Source organism: Phytoactinopolyspora halophila (assembly GCF_003287285.1).
In the GTDB taxonomy this organism is placed as follows: Bacteria; Actinomycetota; Actinomycetes; order Jiangellales; family Jiangellaceae; genus Phytoactinopolyspora_A; species Phytoactinopolyspora_A halophila.
Genome location: NZ_QMIG01000027.1, coordinates 19,570 through 40,841 on the forward strand (window position 1 = coordinate 19,570; position 21,272 = coordinate 40,841).

Annotated in this window: 19 protein-coding genes; 7 read left to right on the top strand and 12 right to left on the bottom strand. The window is 67.4% G+C overall.

Annotated features, from left to right (window positions below):
* Nucleotides 1–97 precede the first annotated feature (97 nt).
* Nucleotides 98–520 carry a MerR family transcriptional regulator gene (locus DPM12_RS19085; RefSeq protein ID WP_112259950.1) on the top strand — a complete coding sequence of 141 codons (423 nt, stop codon included), beginning with the start codon at nucleotides 98–100 and terminating at the stop codon, nucleotides 518–520.
* A 101-nt stretch (nucleotides 521–621) separates the two neighbouring features.
* Here the strand turns inward: DPM12_RS19085 and DPM12_RS19090 are convergent, their stop codons facing one another.
* Nucleotides 622–1,857, bottom strand: coding sequence for a GNAT family N-acetyltransferase (locus tag DPM12_RS19090; protein WP_112259951.1), 1,236 nt, complete (start codon nucleotides 1,855–1,857; stop codon nucleotides 622–624).
* A gap of 117 nt (nucleotides 1,858–1,974) precedes the next feature.
* Here DPM12_RS19090 and DPM12_RS19095 point away from each other — a divergent pair, with 117 nt between their 5' ends.
* Together DPM12_RS19095 and DPM12_RS19100 are read left to right on the top strand one after the other, a co-directional pair.
* On the top strand, nucleotides 1,975–3,465 hold the full coding sequence (locus tag DPM12_RS19095; protein ID WP_112259952.1) for a glycosyltransferase: 1,491 nt from the start codon (nucleotides 1,975–1,977) through the stop codon (nucleotides 3,463–3,465).
* Nucleotides 3,466–3,640: 175 nt separating this feature from the next.
* Nucleotides 3,641–6,025 (top strand): ATP-binding cassette domain-containing protein, encoded by a 2,385-nt coding sequence (locus DPM12_RS19100; RefSeq protein ID WP_112259953.1) that lies wholly within the window; start codon nucleotides 3,641–3,643, stop codon nucleotides 6,023–6,025.
* A gap of 95 nt (nucleotides 6,026–6,120) precedes the next feature.
* On the opposite strand, the gene DPM12_RS19105 is transcribed toward DPM12_RS19100, so the two are convergent.
* The 4 genes from DPM12_RS19105 to DPM12_RS19120 all read right to left on the bottom strand — a co-directional run bounded on the left by DPM12_RS19105 (nucleotide 6,121) and on the right by DPM12_RS19120 (nucleotide 9,081).
* Nucleotides 6,121–6,594 (bottom strand): hypothetical protein, encoded by a 474-nt coding sequence (locus tag DPM12_RS19105; RefSeq protein ID WP_123788538.1) that lies wholly within the window; start codon nucleotides 6,592–6,594, stop codon nucleotides 6,121–6,123.
* A gap of 26 nt (nucleotides 6,595–6,620) precedes the next feature.
* Entirely contained in the window at nucleotides 6,621–7,688 is a 1,068-nt protein-coding gene (locus DPM12_RS19110; protein WP_245951321.1) for a sigma-70 family RNA polymerase sigma factor, read from the bottom strand.
* A gap of 107 nt (nucleotides 7,689–7,795) precedes the next feature.
* The gene (locus tag DPM12_RS19115; protein ID WP_211659151.1) at nucleotides 7,796–8,485 is read right to left on the bottom strand and encodes a nucleoside/nucleotide kinase family protein; all 690 of its coding nucleotides are present in this window, start codon (nucleotides 8,483–8,485) and stop codon (nucleotides 7,796–7,798) included.
* A gap of 53 nt (nucleotides 8,486–8,538) precedes the next feature.
* Nucleotides 8,539–9,081, bottom strand: coding sequence for a TetR/AcrR family transcriptional regulator (locus tag DPM12_RS19120; RefSeq protein ID WP_112259979.1), 543 nt, complete (start codon nucleotides 9,079–9,081; stop codon nucleotides 8,539–8,541).
* A 53-nt stretch (nucleotides 9,082–9,134) separates the two neighbouring features.
* Between DPM12_RS19120 and DPM12_RS19125 the strand changes: the two genes are divergently transcribed.
* Entirely contained in the window at nucleotides 9,135–9,485 is a 351-nt protein-coding gene (locus DPM12_RS19125) for a VOC family protein (protein ID WP_112259955.1), read from the top strand.
* Nucleotides 9,486–9,530: 45 nt separating this feature from the next.
* Here DPM12_RS19125 and DPM12_RS19130 read toward each other — a convergent pair whose 3' ends face one another.
* Nucleotides 9,531–10,481, bottom strand: coding sequence for a LysR family transcriptional regulator ArgP (locus DPM12_RS19130; protein ID WP_112259956.1), 951 nt, complete (start codon nucleotides 10,479–10,481; stop codon nucleotides 9,531–9,533).
* 152 nt (nucleotides 10,482–10,633) lie between these two features.
* Here DPM12_RS19130 and DPM12_RS19135 point away from each other — a divergent pair, with 152 nt between their 5' ends.
* Both DPM12_RS19135 and dnaG read left to right on the top strand, forming a co-directional pair.
* Entirely contained in the window at nucleotides 10,634–11,260 is a 627-nt protein-coding gene (locus DPM12_RS19135; protein WP_112259957.1) for a LysE/ArgO family amino acid transporter, read from the top strand.
* Between the two features lie 66 nt (nucleotides 11,261–11,326).
* The gene (dnaG, locus tag DPM12_RS19140; RefSeq protein WP_112259958.1) at nucleotides 11,327–13,216 is read left to right on the top strand and encodes a DNA primase; all 1,890 of its coding nucleotides are present in this window, start codon (nucleotides 11,327–11,329) and stop codon (nucleotides 13,214–13,216) included.
* 164 nt (nucleotides 13,217–13,380) lie between these two features.
* Here dnaG and DPM12_RS19145 read toward each other — a convergent pair whose 3' ends face one another.
* Together DPM12_RS19145 and DPM12_RS19150 are read right to left on the bottom strand one after the other, a co-directional pair.
* Entirely contained in the window at nucleotides 13,381–13,824 is a 444-nt protein-coding gene (locus DPM12_RS19145; RefSeq protein ID WP_112259959.1) for a hypothetical protein, read from the bottom strand.
* 97 nt (nucleotides 13,825–13,921) lie between these two features.
* Nucleotides 13,922–14,341 carry a CBS domain-containing protein gene (locus tag DPM12_RS19150; RefSeq protein ID WP_112259960.1) on the bottom strand — a complete coding sequence of 140 codons (420 nt, stop codon included), beginning with the start codon at nucleotides 14,339–14,341 and terminating at the stop codon, nucleotides 13,922–13,924.
* A gap of 306 nt (nucleotides 14,342–14,647) precedes the next feature.
* On the opposite strand from DPM12_RS19150, the gene ku reads away from it, so the two are divergent.
* On the top strand, nucleotides 14,648–15,556 hold the full coding sequence (ku, locus tag DPM12_RS19155) for a non-homologous end joining protein Ku (RefSeq protein ID WP_158542954.1): 909 nt from the start codon (nucleotides 14,648–14,650) through the stop codon (nucleotides 15,554–15,556).
* 64 nt (nucleotides 15,557–15,620) lie between these two features.
* On the opposite strand, the gene DPM12_RS19160 is transcribed toward ku, so the two are convergent.
* The 4 genes from DPM12_RS19160 to DPM12_RS19175 are packed head-to-tail and all read right to left on the bottom strand — an operon-like array spanning nucleotide 15,621 to nucleotide 21,107.
* A complete protein-coding gene (locus tag DPM12_RS19160) occupies nucleotides 15,621–16,430 on the bottom strand; it encodes a cupin domain-containing protein (RefSeq protein WP_211659152.1) in 810 nt (269 codons plus the stop codon).
* Nucleotides 16,431–16,489: 59 nt separating this feature from the next.
* A complete protein-coding gene (locus DPM12_RS19165) occupies nucleotides 16,490–17,536 on the bottom strand; it encodes a DUF6807 domain-containing protein (protein ID WP_112259981.1) in 1,047 nt (348 codons plus the stop codon).
* Nucleotides 17,533–18,672, bottom strand: coding sequence for a Gfo/Idh/MocA family protein (locus DPM12_RS19170; protein WP_112259962.1), 1,140 nt, complete (start codon nucleotides 18,670–18,672; stop codon nucleotides 17,533–17,535). The genes DPM12_RS19165 and DPM12_RS19170 overlap by 4 nt, the downstream gene beginning before the upstream one ends.
* Nucleotides 18,669–21,107: a beta-xylosidase/alpha-l-arabinosidase gene (locus tag DPM12_RS19175; protein ID WP_112259982.1), complete on the bottom strand. Its 2,439-nt coding sequence runs from the start codon at nucleotides 21,105–21,107 to the stop codon at nucleotides 18,669–18,671. The genes DPM12_RS19170 and DPM12_RS19175 overlap by 4 nt, the downstream gene beginning before the upstream one ends.
* Nucleotides 21,108–21,272: the final 165 nt, after the last annotated feature.

Consider the following 21,272-nt stretch of genomic DNA (forward strand, 5'->3'; position numbering starts at 1 on the left):
CCGTTCGGCATGCGCGGGAACATTGCCGTCCCTGGATGGTCCACATACCCGGCGTGAAGCTTGACCTGGAGTACACTCCAGGTGCGATTCTCGGATCGTGACGCAATACTCGCCGGCGCAGGTCGCCGAGAAGACCGGATTCAGCATCGACACGTTGCGCTACTACGAGCGCATCGGCCTCCTGCACCACGTCACTCGCACGACCGGTGGCAGGCGAATCTTCACCGACGACGATCTCGGCTGGCTCGGCCTGGTGCGCTGTCTACGGGACACCGGTATGCCCATCGCGGACATGCTGCGCTTCGCAGAGCTGTGCCGGGCGGGTGACGACACGGTCCCGGCCCGGCTCGAGCTGCTCGAACAACACGACGCGGCGGTGCAGGAGAAGATCGCGCACCTGCGTGCTCAGCAGCGCCGCATTCGCGACAAGATCCAGTGGTATCGAAACACCGAGGGGTGCCAGGTCGACCGCTCGGCACCGGCGGACCGCTCCGATTCCGCGGAGGCTGTGAGCCGCTGACGGGTGTCCGGGGCCGCAGACCGTGAGCCGGGCGGAACGGCTCGAACGGACGATCCCGGCCCCGGCTACGCCTCGTGTCGTGGCTACGCCTGGTGTCGTGATCAGAACGCCTCGTGTGACCAGGGTGCCCGGCGCCAACCGAACGCCGTCGTTGCCGCCGCCAGGCGACCGGGCCGGTGTTCCGTCACGAGTCCTGCCGCTGCCAGCGACTGCAACGACGTGCCCCCGAGGTAGGCGGCACCGAGCCCGCGGACGTCGAGCGAGAGGTCGGGCTCGGCCGTGGTCGCCTCGCAGGTGGCGGAGTCGGCATCACCCCTGAGGTGCCAGCGCCCGGCGTTGTCCGGGAACATCGCGTCGGTGATTTCCAGAACGACGTCTATCGGTGCGGCATACCTCCGCCGGGCCAGCGCCGCGGGGACGTCCACCACGCGCACCCACAACCCGGGGCCCATCGGTGCCGTCAGGGCGTGAACGTTGGTGGCCATGTGCCGCAGCGGTTCGTCGACGGCCCCGAACGGGCACCGGACGGTACGCACGAGGTCGATCGACAGCAGGTAGCGCCACAGCGCCGCGTAAGCCTCGGTGTTCGTCGCCAGCATCTCGGTCACCAGCGCTTCGCCACCGGGACTGTTCATATTCCACTGCAGCTTGGTGCGCAGCAGCGCGTAGCCGTGCGCTCCGTCCTCGTCCTCGTATACGACGGCACGCTCGGCCGACATTCCTCGCCGGCGCGACTCCGGATCGAGTGTACGCATCTCCCACCAGCGACCAGGACGAGCTGACACACCCGGGCGCTCGTGGCGTGCCCGATCGTGGATGTCGGCAAGCGTCTTGCTGATCTCAGCAGGCTGCTCGTGACGCAGCCGGCCAGGCGGCGTGGTTCCTGGCACCTCGGTCTCGAGGACAGGGATCTCGTACTCGACGTTCCACGACGCGACGCCGTAGCCGTAGCGCCCGTAGATGCCGCCCTCGCTGGCCCACAACGCCGCGATCGGCTCGGTGCCGCGCTCGCGGATCGCGTGCAGCTGTTCGTTCATGATCCGCCTGAGCAGCCCGCGACGGCGATGCGTGGTGGCGACGGCGACGGCAGTCACATGAGCGGTGGGCATCGGTCCACCGGGAACGGTCATGTCCCTGGTCAGCACACCAGCACTGCCGACGAGACGGTCCCCGTCAACGGCGACGTGCCGGCGGTCCGGTTCGAACACTTTCGGAAGCGCCTCCAGCAACTCCTCCCGCGGATCGTTGAGGAAGGCGCGGGAGATGAGGGCCACCAGCTCGGGAAGATCGTCGTCAGTACAGGTGCGCACGGTCAGTTCGTCAATGGGGTCAGTCACGCTGCTTGTCTAACCGATTCCAGGTCGGCATGCCACGTGTTTTCCGGGCGCTCCGGTGGAGGCCACCCCCGGGGCCACTGCCGCGTATTCACGCGGAGATCGGGGTATCAAGGACATATGGTCCGCCTGATCGAACCCGAGCACCACCTTTCGCTCGGCGACTACGAAGCGGTTGCTCATCTTGGCGCCGCCGTGAGCGATCTGCGGCACGAGGCCGAATCATTGCGGTCAGCAGTCGGGACACGCCGGGTGTGGATGGTCAACAGCACGCCACGCGGTGGCGGCGTGGCCGAAATGCTTCCACCTCTGATCAACTTGATGTCCGAGCTGGGCGTAGACGCGCGCTGGCTCGTCATGCAAACCGACGAGCCCGACTTCTTCCGGCTCACCAAGCGGGTGCACAACCTCGTGCAGGGCCATGGCGAGCCCGAGATCACCGAGGACGAGCGCGGCCTGTACGAGAAGATCAGCTACGAGACCGCCGAGGCCATCAGCGAGTACCTCGAAGCTGGCGACGTGCTCGTCGTCCATGACCCCCAGCCGCTGGCGGCCGGTGCCCTCATACGCCAGGAGCTGGGGCCGGACGGGCTCGTGGCGATCTGGCGCTGTCACATCGGCCTCGACGAGCACAGCCCGCAGACCCGGACCGCGTGGGACTTCCTGTGCCCGTATACCGAACCGTATGACCACGCCGTGTTCAGCGCACCCGAATACATACCGGGGTGCCTGTCGGGAAAGTCGACGATCATCCATCCGGGCATCGACCCGCTGAGCCACAAGAACCGCGAGCTTCCCGTACACAAGATCGTCGGCATTCTCTCCAACGGCGGGCTCACCGGCTCCGCGGAGCTGGTGCCCAGTCCGTCCTTCGACCACCGGGCCAAACGCCTGCAACCCGACGGGAGCTGGGCGGCGGCCACCGAGCCCGAGGATTTCGGCCTCCTGTACCGGCCCATCGTCAGCCAGGTGTCCCGCTGGGACCGCCTGAAAGGTTACGTCCCGCTCCTTCGAGGATTCTCCCGTTTCAAGGAAACCCTCGGCGACCTCGACGAGCTCGACGAACTACCTCGCCGAACACTCGAGCGGGTCGGCCTGGTGCTGGCCGGCCCCGATCCCACCGGCGTCAGCGACGACCCCGAAGCACACGACGTTCTCGACGAGATACGCCAGGCCTACATGAGTCTCTCCCCGGAGATCCGGGAAAGCATCGCCGTGATCACGCTTCCGATGGCGTCGGCGAAGGAGAACGCTCTGATTGTCAATGCCCTGCACCGCTGCTCGGACATCGTCGTCCAGAACTCGCTGCAGGAAGGCTTCGGATTGACGGCGACCGAGGCGATGTGGAAACAGACGGCCGTGATCACGTCCGAGGCGGCTGGCCTGCGGCAGCAAGTCCGGCCAGGGCTCGACGGTCACACTGTGCGAGACGCCGAGGACCCGGACGCGATCGCAGGAGCGCTCCACGCGATGCTGCGCGATCAGAAGCGGCGGGAGTTGCTCGGACACAACGCCCAGCAGCGGGTGTACAGCGACTTCCTGATCTTCACCCAGATTCGTTCGTGGCTCGAGTTGATCGTCGGCACCCTGGCGAGCGAGCCCGACGGCTGAGAAATCCATCCGCTCTGCCATCACGCGGGTTTGCGTTCCGCCACTGTCCCGACCGCTGCCAGCGGTCTGTGCCTGGACCCGATGTCCGAGGGCTCTGGTTAGATTGGAGCCAAGCACCGTCGGCAGGCCGCCGTCGGCAGGCCGCGGGGCGGGCCACGTCACGGATGGAGACACGATGAACATGGTTACGGATACGGACACGCAGCCGCCCGTGCTGCACGCTGCCGACAGCCACGACATGATCCGCGTACACGGCGCGCGCGAGAACAACCTCAAGAACATCAGCGTGGATATCCCGAAGCGCCGGCTGACGGTGTTTACCGGCGTTTCCGGCTCGGGCAAGAGCTCTCTGGTGTTCGACACCATCGCCGCGGAATCGCAGCGGATGATCAACGAGACCTACAGCGCCTTCCTGCAAGGCTTCATGCCGAGTCTGGCCCGGCCCGAGGTCGACGTCCTCGACGGGCTAACGACCGCGATCATCGTCGACCAGGAACGGATGGGTGCCAATGCCCGCTCCACGGTCGGCACCGTGACCGATGCCAACGCGAGGCTGCGGCTGCTGTTCAGCCGGCTGGGATCTCCGCACATCGGCCCTCCCACCGCCTTCTCGTTCAACGTCCCGGCGCGGAAGGCGAGCGGCGTGATGACCTCGTCCACGGGAGAGAAGACGGTGGTGCGCGAGGCCATCTACCACGGCGGCATGTGCCCGCGTTGTGAAGGCATGGGATCCGTGAGCGACATCGACCTCACCCAGCTGTACGACGAGACCAAGTCGCTCAACGAAGGAGCCATCCTCATCCCGGGCTACAAGGCCGGCGGCTGGTCGGTCCGCATGATCACCGAGTCCGGCTTCGTGGACCCGGACAAGCCGATCAGCAAGTACACCGAAACCGAGCTGCATGACTTCCTCTACCGCGAGCCCACCAAGGTCAAGATCAACAACATCAACATCACCTACGAGGGTCTGGTCCCGCGGGTCCAGAAGTCGTTCCTTTCCAAGGACGTCGACGCGTTGCAGCCGCACATCCGCGCATTCGTGGAGCGGGCGGTGAAGTTCACCGCCTGTCCCGAGTGTGACGGCACCCGGCTCAGCGAGTCGGCGCGGTCGTCGAAGATCAACGGCATCACTATCGCCGACGCCTGCGCGATGCAGGTCAACGACCTAGCCGAATGGGTCCGCAGTATCGACGAGCCGTCGGTGGCGCCACTGCTCACAGCCCTGGGGGAGAACCTCGACTCGTTCGTCGAGCTCGGGCTCGGCTATCTCAGCCTCGACCGCCCGTCCGGCACCCTCTCGGGCGGCGAGGCGCAACGCATCAAGATGCTCCGCCACTTGGGCTCCGCGCTCACCGACGTCACCTACGTCTTCGACGAGCCCACCATCGGCCTGCACCCGCACGACGTCGAGCGAATGAACAACCTGCTGCTGCGGCTGCGGGACAAGGGCAACACGGTGCTCGTCGTGGAGCACGAACCGGAAACGATCGCGATCGCCGACCACATCGTCGACCTCGGCCCCGGCGCCGGCACCGCTGGCGGCACCATGTGCTTCGAGGGCACCGTGGAAGGGCTGCGCGGCAGCGGGACCCTGACGGGCCGCCATCTGGACGACCAGGCCGCGCTCAAGGACACGGTGCGGACCCCCACCGGCGCCCTGGAGATCCGTGGCGCGACGGCACACAATCTGCAGTCGGTGGATGTCGACATCCCGCTCGGGGTGCTGGTCGTCGTCACCGGCGTTGCCGGCTCCGGCAAGAGCTCGCTGGTCGACGAGTCGATTCCCGCCGACGCTGGCGTGATGTTCATCGACCAGACCGCGATCAAGGGGTCGCGGCGCAGCAACCCGGCGACCTACACCGGTCTTCTCGATCCGATCCGCAAGGCGTTCGCGAAGGCCAACGGCGTGAAACCGGCACTGTTCAGCGCCAACTCGGAGGGTGCCTGCCCCACATGCAATGGTGGCGGTGTCATCATCACCGAGCTCGGCTTCATGGAGACCGTGGAAACGCCGTGCGAGGACTGCGGCGGGCAGCGATTCCAGGCATCCGTGCTCGAATTCACCCTGGGCGGCCGCAACATCGCCGAGGTCCTCGCGATGTCGGTGGCCGAGGCTGAGGAGTTCTTCAGCACGGGTGAAGCACGTACGCCGGCGGCCCACAAAATTCTTCACCGGCTGGCCGACGTCGGCCTCGGGTACCTCAGCCTGGGCCAGCCGCTCACCGCGTTGTCCGGCGGTGAACGGCAGCGCCTCAAGCTGGCCACCAACATGGGCGGCAACGGCGCTGTCTATGTCCTCGACGAGCCGACCACCGGCCTGCACCTCGCCGACGTCGAGCAGCTGCTCGCCTTGCTTGACCGGCTCGTCGACTCCGGCACCTCGGTCATCGTCATCGAGCACCACCAGGCGGTCATGGCACACGCCGACTGGATCATCGATATGGGGCCGGGCGCTGGTCATGATGGTGGCCGGGTCGTCTTCGAAGGCACGCCAGCCGACCTCGTCGCCACCCCCACCACCCTCACCAGCGAGCACCTCGCTGCCTACGTCGGCGCCTGACCGAGGGCTGGCACGGGGTTCGGGCCGCCACGGGGCATCGCTCCGGCCCGCACGTCGGGCTTGGCCACGCAGGTCAGGCTGGCCGCACAGTGAGACTACTCGATCTCGCTGCGCACGGTCGTGATGGCAGCATCCAGCCGGGTCCGCAGCTGCGGATCGTCGAGGTCCAGAGCCGCGTCGACGACGGCATTCCACACGAGGCTGCCGTCGGCCCGTCGCCGCCCGGTCACCTGGACCCCGTGCTCGCCGCTGAGCGGCACGTGCCGGGTGATGACGACGCTGGCCGTCACCTGCTCGCGGACCACGTCCACCAGCCGGGTCGGCTCGTTCAGGACAAGCCGGTACGGCCCGGCATGTTCCGATGTCGCCACCGGTGTCACCAGCAGGTGCGCAGCGTCGCCGTCCCACGAAGCCCGCTCGATCTCGTACCAGTGGATCGAGCCGTCCGGCCAGATCAGGCGCCGGTTGGTGGCGCTCACCTCGCCATCCGGGCCACTGGCCCGGGCCAGCACCCGTTCTCCTGGCTCCAAGTTCGGCATGGACACGGTTCGCCGTCGACGTTGCAACACCCGTCAACTCTACGGTCTACCCACAGTCAGCGCAGATACTCCCGCAGTGCCGTCGCCGCCTTCTCCTGCCGCAGCTTGTTCAGCGTCCGCCGCTCGATCTGCCGGATCCGTTCCCGCGTCACACCGAGAATGCGCCCGACCTCTTCCAGCGTGCGCACCCGCCCGTCGTCGAGCCCGAACCGGAGCCGCACCACCCGGCGTTCGCGCTCGTTCAGGCACGACAGCGCGGCGAGCACCTGGTCACGCAACATCGACTGCGTCACGATCTCGGCAGGTGACAGCTCATCGGTGTCCTCAACCAGTTCACCGAAGGATTGCTCGGCGCGCTCGCCCACCGGTGCCTGCAAGCTCACCGGCTCATCGACGAACGTCAGCAGCTCGGTGACCCGCTCCGGCTCGATGCCGGACAACCGCGCGAGCTCCTCGGGCGAGGGATCACGGGTCTGCGTCTGCCACATGGCGCGACGTGCTCGCAGCACCCGGTTGAGCTCGTCCACCACGTGCACGGGCAGCCGTATCGTCCGGCTCTGCTCGGCCAGGGCACGGCTAATCGCCTGGCGAATCCACCAGGTCGCATACGTGGAGAACTTGAACCCGCGGGTGTAGTCGAACCGCTCGACCGCACGCATCAAGCCGACGTTTCCCTCTTGCACGAGGTCGAGCAAGGTCAATCCCCGTCGCATGTAGCGGCGGGCCACGGATACCACCAGCCGCAGGTTGGCCTCGGTCAGCCGGCGCTTGGCCGCCCGGCCGATCAGGACCAGCTGGTTGAGGTCGTCGTAGTCCGGATCCGCACGGCCGTTCTTCGCGATCCGTTCCTCCGCCAGCACACCCGCTTCGATCTCCCGGGCGAGCGTGACCTCTTCGGCCGCTGAAAGCAGCGGCACCCGGCCGATCTCGTCGAGATACCGGCGAACCAGATCCGGATTGACGCCCGGCGCCGCGTAATCCGCCGCACCGGGCACCTCGCTGGCTACCTCGGCGTCTTCGAACCCTGGATCGGGGCGCGCGTACGCGCCTGTACTCCCCCGTGCGTCATCTGTCGTCCGGTCTTGTACCGGCACGGTCGCCCTTGCCGTGGTTGTCAATGCCACCGGCACCACCTCCGGGGGTCGGGACGAGACCCTCGACGGTGTCTAAGTCTGCCGTGTATTGCCCAACCTTTCTACCCGTTGACAAACGAGTGATGGCTTGTATGGATTCAGGAATGGATTTCCGATTTGCCTTCGCCGCCTTGCCATGATGTGAGATCGACCAGCACATCGGCCTTGTCCCGTGTCTCCTGGATCATCCGGGCATTCGGCGCGTCGACTCGTTCCACCCACCTCGTTGCGAATTCCGGCGACTTGCCGAATCGGACGTGCCGATCGACGAGCCGGCGCATCCGCGTCTCGTCGTCGGTGTGGACGAACCACACCTCATCCAGGCAGGAACGGACGTCCCGCCACTCGGGGCGATCGAGCAGAAGGTAGTTTCCCTCGGTGATCACCACGTCGGGCTCCGGCCCGATCGGAATGGCGCCAGCGATCGGCTGTTCCAGCTCTCGCTCGAAGCCCGGCGCGTAGACGACGTGTGCGGGCCGCGCGCGGATCCGGGCCAGCAACGCCACGTAGCCGTAGGCGTCGAAAGTCTCCGGGGCCCCTTTCCGGTCACGCAGACCGAGCCGTTCCAGTTCGACGTCCGCGAGATGATAGCCGTCCATCGGCACCGATGCCGCGACCGAGCCGAGCGTCCTGTCCAGCGCCTCGGTAAACGTCGACTTGCCGGCACCGGGAACGCCGACGACGCCGACGACGACGCGAGCGGTGTCGCCGGAACGGCGGCGAAGCAGGCGATCCGCCAGATCCTCGAACTCGGCTCCTGACGGTGACATGACGACGCGGTGCTGCATGTCACGGCTCCCTCTCTGCACGCCGGCCCGCTGCGGGGACGGGGCCGCGGCCTTCAGTCGTGAATGACGAACTCCAGGGCGGAGCGTACCGGGGCCACCGTAGCGCCCCCGGCCACGTTCAGCAGCGCCGAGCGCCACGCCGCGACCAGCATGCCTGCCGCGTACTCGAGGTCTCTGGATAGCATCGCCCGCACCGTCACCTCGATCGGATCTGCGTCGTCGTGCGGCGGTGGCTCCCCCAGCACCCGGCAGGCATCAAACCGGACAGCGGCATCGAACGCGACGAGAACCGCCGAACGCACCGCCGCCCGGCAGGTGGCATCACCCGGAGTATCCGGAATGGCATCCGACATTCCGGCCGACTCCGCCGCGCCCTCCATCCGGTCGGTCACCCGTCTCTCCAGGTCGGTCCGCACGACGGTGTAGAGGCCGAGCTTGGAACCGAAATGGTGGTACAGCGAGCCGGTGGTCACGCTCGCCTTCGCCGCGATGTCGGTGACGTTGCTCCCTTCGAACCCAGCGCGTTCGAAGTGATGCAGCGCTGCCTCGATGAGCCGCGCCTTCGCCGAGCCCGGGACAGGGATCCATTCCGGCATACCCATAGGATAACGCATTGACGGTATATCATAATCCGATTACGGTTCTCGTCATGAAGCTCACATTCATGTACCAGTCGGTCACCGATCTTCCCGCTGCGCTGGGGTTCTACCGGGATGAGCTCGGCCTCGTCGAAGCGTGGCGCGAAGGCGAGTCCACTGTCGCGTTCGAATTGCCCGGTTCACCCGTCCAGCTCATGGTCGACGTCGTCGCCGACGACCACCCGCGCTGGGCGTCCGGCATGTTCTTCGAGGTCGACGACGTCGACGCCTTCGTCAAGCAGCATTCCGCACTGCCCTTGGTCGGGGAGATCCTCGACATTCCCGACGGCAGGCTGGCCACATTCAACGACCCGTCGGGCAACACCATCCACGTCTTCGACGAGAGCACCGCCGCGGACTAGTACCACAGCCTCGGTCGATTACACCCGAGCCAGCTACGGGCGACCTCAGCCCGACCGGAGAGCGACGGCCGCGGCATCCTGCACGGCGGCGGTCAGGGCCGCGAGGGCAGGTGAGTCCAGTCGCCAGCGTTGCCAGAACAGCGGCACGTCGAGATGGCGTCCAGGCACGAGCTCGACGAGGGAGCCGTCGTCGAGCGCGGGCCGCGCCATCTGTTCGGGCACCATTCCCCAGCCGAGTCCTAGCTGGGCAGCTTCCACGAATCCTCGTGACGACGGCAGGTAGGTCACCGGCAGCTCCTGCCGTGAGCCCGTCACCATCTCAGCGAAGCGATCTTGCAACGCGTCCTTGCGGTTGAACACGAGCATCGGTATCGACCCCAGCGCATCCGCCCCCTTCCGATGATCATGAACACTTGTCGACCTATGAGGTTGATAAGTGTTCGTGATCATCGGAAGGGGGTCCACGCCGAGTGCGGGCGAGGCGACCGCCAGATAGCGCATCGCACCCAACCGCTCCGTACGGCACCCCTGGACGACCTGCGGCTCAGCCGTCACGGCGGCCATCACCGAGCCGTCTCGCAAGAGCGCTGCCGAATGATCCTGATCCTCCTGGCGGATGTCGAACGTGAGCCTGCTGTAGTGCTCCCCAAGGGCGGCAAGGGCCGGGAGAAACCACGTGGCCAGCGAGTCCGCGTTCACGGCGATCGGTATCTGCCGCGCGAGCCCCGCGCTCTCGCGGCCACCCGTCAACTCGGTCAACGCCTCGCTCTCCAGCAGCGAGATCTGCCCGGCTAGGCGTGCCAGCACGTGGCCGGCCTCGGTGGCCTGCGCCGGCTTCGTACGCCGCACGAGTATCTGGCCCATGCGGGATTCGAGCGCCTTGATTCGCTGGCTCACCGCCGACGGGGTGAGGTGCAGGCGCCGGGCAGCCGCGTCGAAGCTCCCCTCTTCGACGACCGCGGCGAAGGCGGTGAGGTGCGCGATGTCCAGCTCCATTAAGCAATGCTAACTCAGCCTTAGAAAGATTAGCTGGATTCACTATCCGGGACCACATAGCGTCAGGTGTCGTGCTCCCCGCGCTCTTGCCGACGTCTCCACCCATGTCTCTCGCGACGCCTCCACCCATGTCTCCAACTACGTCTCCAGCTATGTCCTTGCCGCTTCCCGCACCCACCGCCACCGTGGCCGTCGGATTCGTCACCGGCCTCTCGCTGATCATCGCGATCGGTGCCCAGAACGCCTTCGTCCTTCGCCAGGGAATCCGACGCGAACACGTACTCGTCGTCATACTGCTGTGTTCCGCCGCCGACGCCCTGCTCATCACCGCCGGCGTCGCCGGCCTCGGAGCCGTCGTCACGGCACACCCCGCCGCCGTCGAGATCACCCGCTACGCGGGTGCGGCGTTCGTCCTGGGCTACGCGGTCCTCGCCACGCGCCGGGCACTTCGCCCGAACGTGTTGACCGTCGACGACGCGCCACCAGTGGCGGCCCGGCGCCGGGCCGCCATCATGGCCTGCCTCGGCTTCACCGTTCTCAACCCCCACGTCTACCTCGACACCATGATCTTGCTGGGTTCGCTCGCCAACCAGCACGGCAGCGGGCGCTGGCTGTACGGCATCGGCGCGACGCTGGCGAGCTTCGTGTGGTTCTTCGCGCTCGGCTACGGCGCCCGCACACTACGGCGATTCTTCGCACGCCCCAGGTCATGGCAGATTCTCGACGCTCTCATCGCCGCAGTGATGTTCGTCATCGGCGTCACCCTGCTGACCCGCTGAGTTGCCAGCCTTCCACGTGCCGAGCCGCTCGCGTCGCCGGCGGAACGCGACACTACACTCGGCCGCGTGGCACGCATCCGTGACGAAGACATCGCCGCGGTACGCGAGCGCGCCCAGATCGAGGAGATCGTCTCGCAGTACGTGACCCTGCGTCCGGCCGGCGGCGGCTCCCTGAAGGGATTGTGCCCCTTCCACGACGAGAAGACGCCGTCGTTCAACGTCCGCTCACAGGTCAACCTGTTCCACTGCTTCGGGTGCGGCGAAGGCGGCGACGTCATCTCGTTCCTGCAGAAATACGAACACCTGACCTTCACCGAAGCGGTCGAGCGGCTCGCCGACAAGGTCGGTATCCAGCTGCGCTACGAGGAGAGCAGAAGCGGCACCGCACCACGGCAGAGCCGGGAACAACGCACCCGGCTGATCGAGGCGCACCGGATAGCGGCCGAGTTCTACGCCGACATGCTGACGTCGTCGACGGAGGCCGTACCGGGGCGGCAGTTCCTCGACCAGCGCGGCTTCGACCGTTCGGCAGCCGAGCACTTCGGCATCGGCTACGCGCCCAGGGGCGGCGAGGTACTGCGGCGGCACCTGCTGCAGAAAGGGTTCAGCGATTCCGAGCTGATCACGGCCGGCCTCCTCGCGCAGGGACGCGGCGCCCCCTACGATCGCTTTCGCGGCCGGCTGATCTGGCCGATCCACGATCTGCTCGGCGACGTCGTCGGATTCGGCGCCCGCAGGCTGTACGACGACGATCGCATCGAGGCCAAGTACCTCAACACGCCGGAAACACCCATCTACAAGAAAAGCCAGGTGCTCTACGGCGTCCACTACGCCAAGCGGGAGATAGCCCGCAGCTCGCAAGCCGTCGTCGTCGAGGGCTACACCGACGTCATGGCATGTCACCTCGCCGGCGTCACCACGGCCGTCGCCACGTGCGGCACGTCGTTCGGGGACGACCACGCCCGCCTGCTCCGGCGGCTGCTGCGTGACCAGGACGAATACCGGGGCCAGGTCATCTTCACCTTCGACGGCGACGAGGCCGGGCGCCAGGCCGCCATCCGCGCCTTCGAGGGTGACCAGCGCTTCGTCGGGCAGACGTACGTGGCTGTCGAACCCAACGGCCTCGACCCCTGCGAGCTACGGCAGCGTTCCGGAGACGCCTCGGTCCGCGAGCTGATCGCGCGGCATCGCCCGTTGTTCGAGTTCGCCATCCGCGCGCTCGTGGACGACTTCGATCTCGACCATCCCGAGGGGCGTACCCAGGCATTGGACAAGGCACTGCCGCTCGTGGCCCGGATTCGCGATCGCGCGCTGCGAGACGAATACGCGCGCCGGCTGGCCGGCTGGGTCGGCGCGCCCGACGAGCTGTCCGTCATACGCCGGGCCCGCGCCGCGGCCGGTACCTCCGAGCGTGGCGGCCGCCGGACGGAGACGCCGCCGGCGGGCCAGCAAGCGCTGGGCGTGCCCGATCACGGGTCCGCCGATCCGCAGACGCTGGCGCTCGAACGTGAGGTGCTGCGTGTTGCCGTGCAACGGCCTGCGCTCGCCGGACCCGGCTTCGACGCGATCGAACCGGACGCCTTCCAGTCGCCCGTGTTCCGGGCAGTGCGCGAAACCATCGCCAAGGCGGGCGGTTGCGCCACGCAGCCGGGCGGCGCGAGCTGGATGGACACCCTCACGCGGGCCGCGGATCACGACGTGACCCGGCACATGCTCTCCGAGCTCGCAGTCGAGCCCATCCCTGCCGACGAAACGGACATACCGCGATACGTGGAGTCCGTGGTCTTGCGGCTCACCGAGGTGTGGGTGTCCCGCAAGCTTGTCGGGCTCAAGGCGCGCCTTCAGCGGACCGACCCGGCCGAGGACGTCGAGACCTACAACAAGCTGTTCGGTGAGCTCATGGCACTCGAAGTACACCGGCGCGACCTGCGTGAACGCGGCCTCGGCACCACCTGACGTCTCCCCGCTGCAACCACCTATCCCAGGGTTCCGAATGATCATGTTTGGTACGTTTCCTCGGGCCGTGACACGTCTGCAGACGTGTTATGGCCCGAGGAAACGTACCAAACATGATCATTCGGAAAGGGTGGTCGGCCCGTACACGAACTGTTCATGCAGCTCTATGTCTCGCGACGCTCGAGATAGGCCCGCGGATCGAGCTGGTCGGGACGGCCGGCCAGCCAGCGGTCGAACGCTTCCGGATCGCGACGCTGCATCTCGTCGAGCAACGCTTGGCGCACGCAGGCCAGCGACGCGATGCTCGCCGGAAGGTACGATCGCCGAAGCTGCTCACCGGTTTGTTGCCACAGCTCGCCCAGCTGCTCGTTCGAAGTGCGGCTGACGGCCTCTTCCACGACCTCTCGTGGCTGGCCGGCGATCTCGTTGACTGACTCCAGGTTCGTCCCCTCCGGCATGATGCGCATCAGCCTCGCGACCAACCAGCCGATGCAGACGGCGAAGATCGGAAACCAGCCGAATCCGATGGTCGTCACGATGACGCCCACGGCCAGCAGCGGTGTCCACGCCCACCACGGAACACGTTTCAGATATTCGACGACCGACATTGCAGAGGCACTACCTTCCGCTGTCGAATCGAGATAGGGGCACCGGCGGCGTGCCGCACACGAGCACGCCCCAAGCCGGCTGGTAGAAGTGCGACGATCAACCGTTCGCCGGCGCCGCGCTGATGTCCGCCAACGCGGAGCGACGATCCTCTTCGACAGCGAGATCACCGATCGATACGACGCCGACCAGTTGCCCATCTCGTGCCACGGGAAGCCGGCGCAGCGTGTTCTCGCGCATGAGCCGCACAGCGTCGTCGACGTTCGAGTCCGCGTCGACGCTCACCAGATCACGACTGCAGATCTCGCCAATCCGCATGCTCCTGGTATCACCATCTCGGGTCAGACCACGTACGACGATATCCCGGTCGGTGACCACGCCGCACAGGTTCCCGTCCTCGGTGACCAGCACGTCGCCGATACCACGGTCACGCATCATCTCCGCGATCTCGGCAAGCGTGCGGTTCGCGTCCACCATCGTCGGGCCAGTGGTCATGACATCGCTGACCTTCTGTGCCATGGTTCTATCCTCCCTACAACGTTCCGCCTGCGTTGTGATCTGCGATACCCGATGGGCCGGAGGTCATGCCGGCGCCCGCTGACTCATTCGAGAAACCGAGCGGCGCCAGACGTGTCGATGGCTCGCCCGGACCCAAACCCCCACCCGGGCTCGAACGCTCTGCCAGGAATGACAGTCGCATACACCGGGTAATTGACGACGTGTCCGACGACGGATCCCAGGTACCGCTCCGCAAGGGCCGGCCTATCGTCGCAGCAATTTCCCAATCATCGCGGCGATTTCCGAGCTGGCCGGGAGGTGATTCTCGTGGCACGGCCGGTGTGGACGGGCACCATCAGTTTCGGTCTGGTGAACATCGGTGTCGGGCTCTTCGCGGCGACCGAGGCCCGTGGGGTTTCGTTCCGCCAGTTCGAGAAGGGCACCGACCAGCGGGTGCGGTACAAGCGCGTCGCGGAGGGAACCGATCGGGAGGTCGACTACGACGACATCGCCAAGGGCTACGAGACCGAGAGCGGGGATCACGTCGTCGTCACCCAGGAGGAACTGGCCAGCGTGCAGCCCGAGACGTCGCACACGCTCGCGATCGAGGACTTCGTCGCACTTGCCGAGATCGATCCGATCCACTACCAGAAGGCCTACTACCTGGCGCCGCGCGGCGACGGCCAGGAATATCCCTACGCCTTGCTACGCGAGGCGATGAAGCAGACCGGGCTGGCCGGAATCGCGACGCTGGTCATGCGGAACAAGGAGCATCTGGCGGCCATCCGTGCCGACGGCGACGTCCTGGTACTCAACACGATGTATTTCGCCGACGAGATCCGTGACCCGCACGAGATCGCGGACATTCCGGGGGACGTGGAACTCTCCACGAAGGAGCTCGACACGGCGACCGACCTGATCGAACAGCTGAGCACCGCATGGAGACCGGAAGATTACCACGACACGCATCGTGAGCAGGTTCTCCGCCTGGTCGAACAGAAGGCCAGGGGCGAAGAGGTCGACGTCGAGGAGCCGGAGGAGGAACCCTCGGCCGACGTCATCGACCTCGTGTCCGCGCTGGAGCAAAGCATCGAACAGGCCCGCACCAGCGGCACACGCAAGAGTGGCAGGAGCAGCCAGAAGAGCAGAAGCAGCAAGAAGAACGGCAGCGCCCAGAAGAGCAGAAGCAGCAAGAAGAACGGCAGCGCCCAGATGAGCAGGAGTGGCCAGAGCTGACGCAGCTCGCCTGAAGGCTGCTCGACGATGCCCGGTGCGTGGCTCCGGCGGGCGGTGCGTGGCTCTAACCGGAGGTATGCACCGGGGCGTGCAGATCCCACGCGGACAGATGCCCGCACATACCGAAGGTTGCTGGCCGGGCGTCCGCGCTCGTGACACTGGAGGATGCCAGGTGGGGAGCGGCCCCGGACTCCAGGAGATCCAGGTGCGCGCCAGTCTTCACTGCCTGGCCCAGGGGCCGCAGCTGCCAGATCGACCTCCAGCCGGCGACGCGCCGGCGCACCAGGGCGGCCGCGGCCTCGTAGAGCGGGGTAAGCGCGGCCGGTCCATCGGCCGCGACCCGTTCGCGCAGCGCGAGGTATCCCTCGATCGCGAGGTCACGCCGGCGACGTGCCGCCTCGCTCCGCTCCTCCGCGTCGCCGGGCGGCAGTGCCGCCTCCCTGGTGTAACGTTCGGGGTCTTCGAGCACCTCGGGCGGGAAGGTGAACACCGCGTCGCCCGCCTCGGGAAGTCCGGCGTTTTGCATGACGACCAGGATGTCCAGGTCACCGCTGACATTGACCAGCCGGTGAATCGTCCCGGGCGTGAACCACAGCACGGTGTCCGGCGCGAGCCGGTACTCGGCATAGCCGTCACCCGACAGGGTTTCGAGGACTCCTTCGCCGCCCAGGACGACGTAGCCCTCGGTCGAGGCCGTGTGCAGGTGCGGCGATCCACCTCGCTGCCCGTCCGGGGTGGGCCAGTCGTACACGCGGACCCGGGAGACGCCGGTGCCGCCGGGAAAGCCGGCCGCGCTCGGCGTACCCTCCCCATCCGGAACAGCTCCAGGGATGACCCCACCCGGAACGCGCATCCCATCGGGAGAATCCGCCATCGCTGCCTCCTTTCGCTGAACGATCTCTTCGAGATGGACCGGGCACGCCGGGATCGGATCTAGAAGGCGCCCAGATCCGAACTGGCCAGCGCGTCGAACCCGAGCTTGGCGAGCCCTTCGGCGCCATCCGCGCCCGGGTCGCCGTCGGCCACCACCACGGCGTAGCGACGCTCGATCGATTCGTCCGGCGCCACCTCGATCTCGGTGTTGAAGAACGGCGCCGGGCATACGCATGCGAACATCTGCGAGCGGACGAACCACTGCGTCGGATGCTGCGCGTTGGCCGGATCGTCGATGAACACCAACGTCGACGCCCGGCCGTGCTCGTCGTGCACGCCGCTGAGGCCCAGCCATGGGGACCGGGTGCCCATCAGCTCGTCGCCCCCGGACGTGCCCGGCGCGTAGACGGTGCCACCGGTGAAGGAGCGGGGGCCACGCCAGAACAGGCCGCCGTATCCGGCGTTCTCCCGGCCCTGCGTGGTCGGGCTGCCGAAGGTGAGGTAGTGACCGCTGACGTTGGTCATCCGCGTACCGAACGTGAGCACCCACGCGGCCGGGCCCACGGTCGTGTCCGCCGCCGACTCCCCTGCCGGGATACCCACGGGGCCGACGGTGATCGCGAACTCGCGTACCTCGTCAACCCAGCGGCGCCCGTCCTGGGTGAGCCAATCCAGACCGTGGGCGACGTCGACGTGCTCCCGGCTGGCGTCGAGCCGCGTGAATTCGCGATGGCGCATGGCGCCGTCGTTCTCCAGTTGCTGGTAGCCCGTGCCGCGGACGAAGGTGGTGCCGCCCCAGAAGTTCTCCTGCGGGGGATCGTCGGCCACCCGGCCGGCGCCGACGTTCGCGACCGACCAGGCGATGCCCTTGTGCCACACGTGGTCGTGCGGCCGGTACAGGCTCACCACATCGCCACGGAGCGTGCGGACCGGATGGAAGTAGGGACGCGGGGATTCCAGTTGCGGGTCCCACGGCTCGTAGACGTAGCGTGTGAGCTCGCGCTCGCCGTACCGGATCCGAAGCGATCGGCCGTGTTCGTGATCGAGATGCAGGCCCTCGCGGGCGGGCTCGGTCACGCCACCGTCGATCACGCGAGGTTCGGTCATGCTGGCACCTCCGTTTCCTTCGCCGCCGCCCACGGCGCGCCGTCGCCGTTCATCCGGTCGTAGAAGGGTGAGCCCGGCCCGAGATCGCCACGGCGCACCGTCTGCCCGGTGAACGACGACGCGTAGATCGCTGCGACCAGCTCCATCGTGTCCCGCGCGTCCGCGGTGGTGACCGGGGGCGGCGCTCCGGCGTCCAGCGCGTCGAAGAGCGCCGTGTACTGGGCGGCGTGCCCGCTGCCGCGTCCCTTCGGCCCTTCGGCCCACGCCGCGGCCACGGTGTCCTCGTGCTCCGGCGCGGCGCTGACGCGCCAGCTCGCATCGTCGTAGCCGTAGAGATGCTCCAGCTCCACGGTCGCGTGGGCGAAGTCGAACCGCAGGTAGCTGGTCTCCCGTGGCGACAGCAGGCTGTTGACCACCGTCGCCACGACGCCGCTGTCGAACGTGACGAGTGCGGCCGAGAAGTCCTCGGTGTCGGTGGGCCGGGCTCGCCGGGCCGCCACGGCGCTGACGTCACGCCACGGTCCGAGCACGGAGAGCAGGAGGTCCATCTGGTGGATGCCGTGGCCCATGGTCGGGCCGCCACCTTCGACGCCCCAGACACCCCGCCACGGGGCGGCGAAGTAATCGTCGGGGCGATACCAGAGCGTGTGGCACACGGCCGTCATCGGCGGGCCGAGCCGCGGGTCTCCGACGAGCCGGCGCAACGACTCCGCGCCACTGCCGAACCGGTGCTGGAACACCGTCGCGAACCGGCCATCTCCGGCGTCCGCACGCTCTGCCCCGATGATGGTGTCCATCTCGGCCAGGCTCAGGGCGGGCGGTTTCTCGCACAGCACGGTGACGCCATGTTCGAGGCAGGTCAGCGCCTGCCCGGTGTGCAGGCCCGGTGGCGTGCACAGCACGACCACATCGGGACGCTCGAATTCCAGCATCGATTCCAGCGCCGCGTAGGTACGCGGCACGGACCAGCGCCGGGAGAAGTCGTCCAGCCGACCGGCGTCGGTGTCCACGGCGGTGACGATCCGTGCCCGCTCGCCCAGCTCGGCCAGATCACGCGCGTGAATGGCCGCGATCCCTCCGGTGCCCACGATGGCGACGTCATACGCGGCGCCGGCGGCGCCAGACGTCGTACTCATGACACGCTCACCTCCGCTGTCAACTCTCTCTCGTCTCCCACGACTCGTTCCGGGCCGGTCAGCGTGACATTGACGGTATGCCGCACGTCCTGGGCCGACCGGGCAAGCCGCAGCTCCAGGTCGCCCGGTTCGACGATGCGCCGTCCGCTGCGGCCCGTGAACGACACCAGGTCCGTATGCACGCGGAATGCAACGCGGCGCGTTTCGCCGGGTTCCAGCGGCACCTTGGCGTACCCGATCAACTGGACGACGGGACGAGTCACCTGTGCCACCGGGTCGTGCAGGTACAGCTGGACCACCTCGGAGCCGGCGCGCTCGCCCGTGTTGGCGATCCGTACGGAGACGGTGATCTCACCATCGGTGCCGACCTCGGCCGGGTCACCTGCAGCGGACCGAGCCGGACGTCCGGGCCCGTCGACACGGGGATCGTCCCAGGCGAAAGTCGTGTACGACGCGCCGTGCCCGAACGGGAACAGCGGCGTCGGGTCGATGGCACTGACCTCGCTGTGATGGCCGAGGGGCGGCGCCAGGTACGTCGTCGGCTGCCCACCCGGACGGCGTGGCACGCTGACGGGCAAGCTTCCCGACGGATTCACCCGCCCCGACAGGACACCGGCGACGGCGGCGCCGCCCTCTTCACCCGGGAAGAACGCCTGCACGATCGCACCGGCACGATCCGCGATGGTGCCCAACGCATACGGGCGCCCGGACATCAAGAGCACGACGACAGGGGTGCCGGTGTCGAGCAGCGCCTCGATGAGATCCTCCTGAAGGCCCGGCAAGTGCAGATCTTCGGCGTCGCATCCTTCGCCGGAGGTGCCCCGGCCGAACAGCCCGGCGCGATCGCCCACGACGACGACGCAGACATCGGCGGCCGCGGCAGCATCCACGGCCTCGGGGATCCCGGAGCCGTCGAGTTCCGTGACGTCGCACCCCCGCGCCTCGTCGATCCTCCCGCTGGTGAACTCGGCGCGCATTGCCTCGACCACGGTCGGGATCGTGACGCCAGCCGAGGCGGCCGGCATGCTCGTACCATCGGCCTTCGCACCATCGGCCGCTGCCGACTCGGCGCGAGCGACGTGGCTGGGAAACGCATAGCATCCCAGCATTGCGGTCGTCTCGTTCGCCAGCGGACCAACCACGGCGATCCTGCTCTCCGGAGCGAGCGGCAGCACGGACTCGTTGCTCAGCAGGACGATCGATTCCTCGGCGATCTGCCGGGCGAGGTCACGCGCCTCGGGCGGGTCAAGGTCGACCGGCGCCCCGTTCTCGTGGACACCGCTGGTGGCCGGCGTCCATGCCGGGTCCAGGAGGCCGAGCTCGCATTTCTGCCTGAGCACGCGGGCCGCCGCCTGGTCGACAAGCGCTTCCGGAATCACGCCCGAGCGAACCGCTTCCAGCACTGGCTCGCCGTAACACCGTACCGACGGCAATTCCACGTCGATGCCGGCTGTGAGCGCGCTCACGGCGGCCTCACCCGGAGATCCCGCCACGCCGTGTGACAGTTCGAGAAAGGACACCGCGAAGTAGTCCGAGACGACCGTGCCGTCGAACGACCAGGTCTCGCGGAGAAGATCGGTCAGCAACGCCGGGTCGGCGGTAGCCGGCATCCCGTCGATCTCGGCGTACGACGGCATCACGGAGCCAGCCCCGCCGTAGCGGATGGCCATCTCGAACGGGGGAAGGATCACATCGGCGAGCTCGCGCGGTCCGCTACGCACGGGGGCGTGATTGCGTGCCGCGGTCGAGGCCGAGTATCCCGCGAAATGCTTGAGAGTCGCGATCACGCCGGCCGACCGCAGTCCCCGCGAATAGGCGGCACCCAGCGTGCCCACCAGATAGGGATCCTCGCCGATCGTCTCCTCGGTGCGCCCCCAGCGCGGATCCCGGGTAACGTCGACGACCGGTGCGAGCCCCTGGTGCACGCCGACGTCCCTCATCGCCCCGCCGATCTGAACTCCCATCTGTTCGATCAGCTGGGGGTTGAACGTGGCCCCCCATGCCAGAGGTGTCGGGTAGATGGTGGCTCCGAGCGTCATGAACCCGGTGAGGCACTCCTCGTGCACCACGGCCGGAATCCCGAAGCGGCTGGTCGCGACCACGTCTTCCTGAACCCGGGCCAGCGCCTTGGCTCCCTCGACGGGATCCACCGCAGCGGTGCCGAACGGGCGCGTCAGCTGGCCGAGCCCGTGCCGGATGAGGGTGTTGAAGTCCAGGTCAGCATCGGCCAGCGTGTGCTGGTGCGGAGCCACCTCGTCCCCGCTCGGATCCACGCCTACCCAGACGCCGTACAGTTGACCGACCTTCTCCTCGAGACTCATCGCTGCCAGCAATGCATCGATCCGCTCGGACACCGGCAGCGACGCATCGCGCCATGGACTGTGCTCGTCGGTCAGCGCATCAGCGACAGGATCACTTCCGTCGTGGGTCCGCATGTGCTCCGCTCCGTCGTTCCATTCCGACAATTTCCGGTCATTATGCCGGATGTTTCGATGAATTCGGCAACGCTATCATCCACGCAACAGCAGTAGATAGTGGATCATCGCTCCTCACCACGCCAGTTCCGCCTAGCCGGGTCGTCGCAATTTTCGCACATGAAC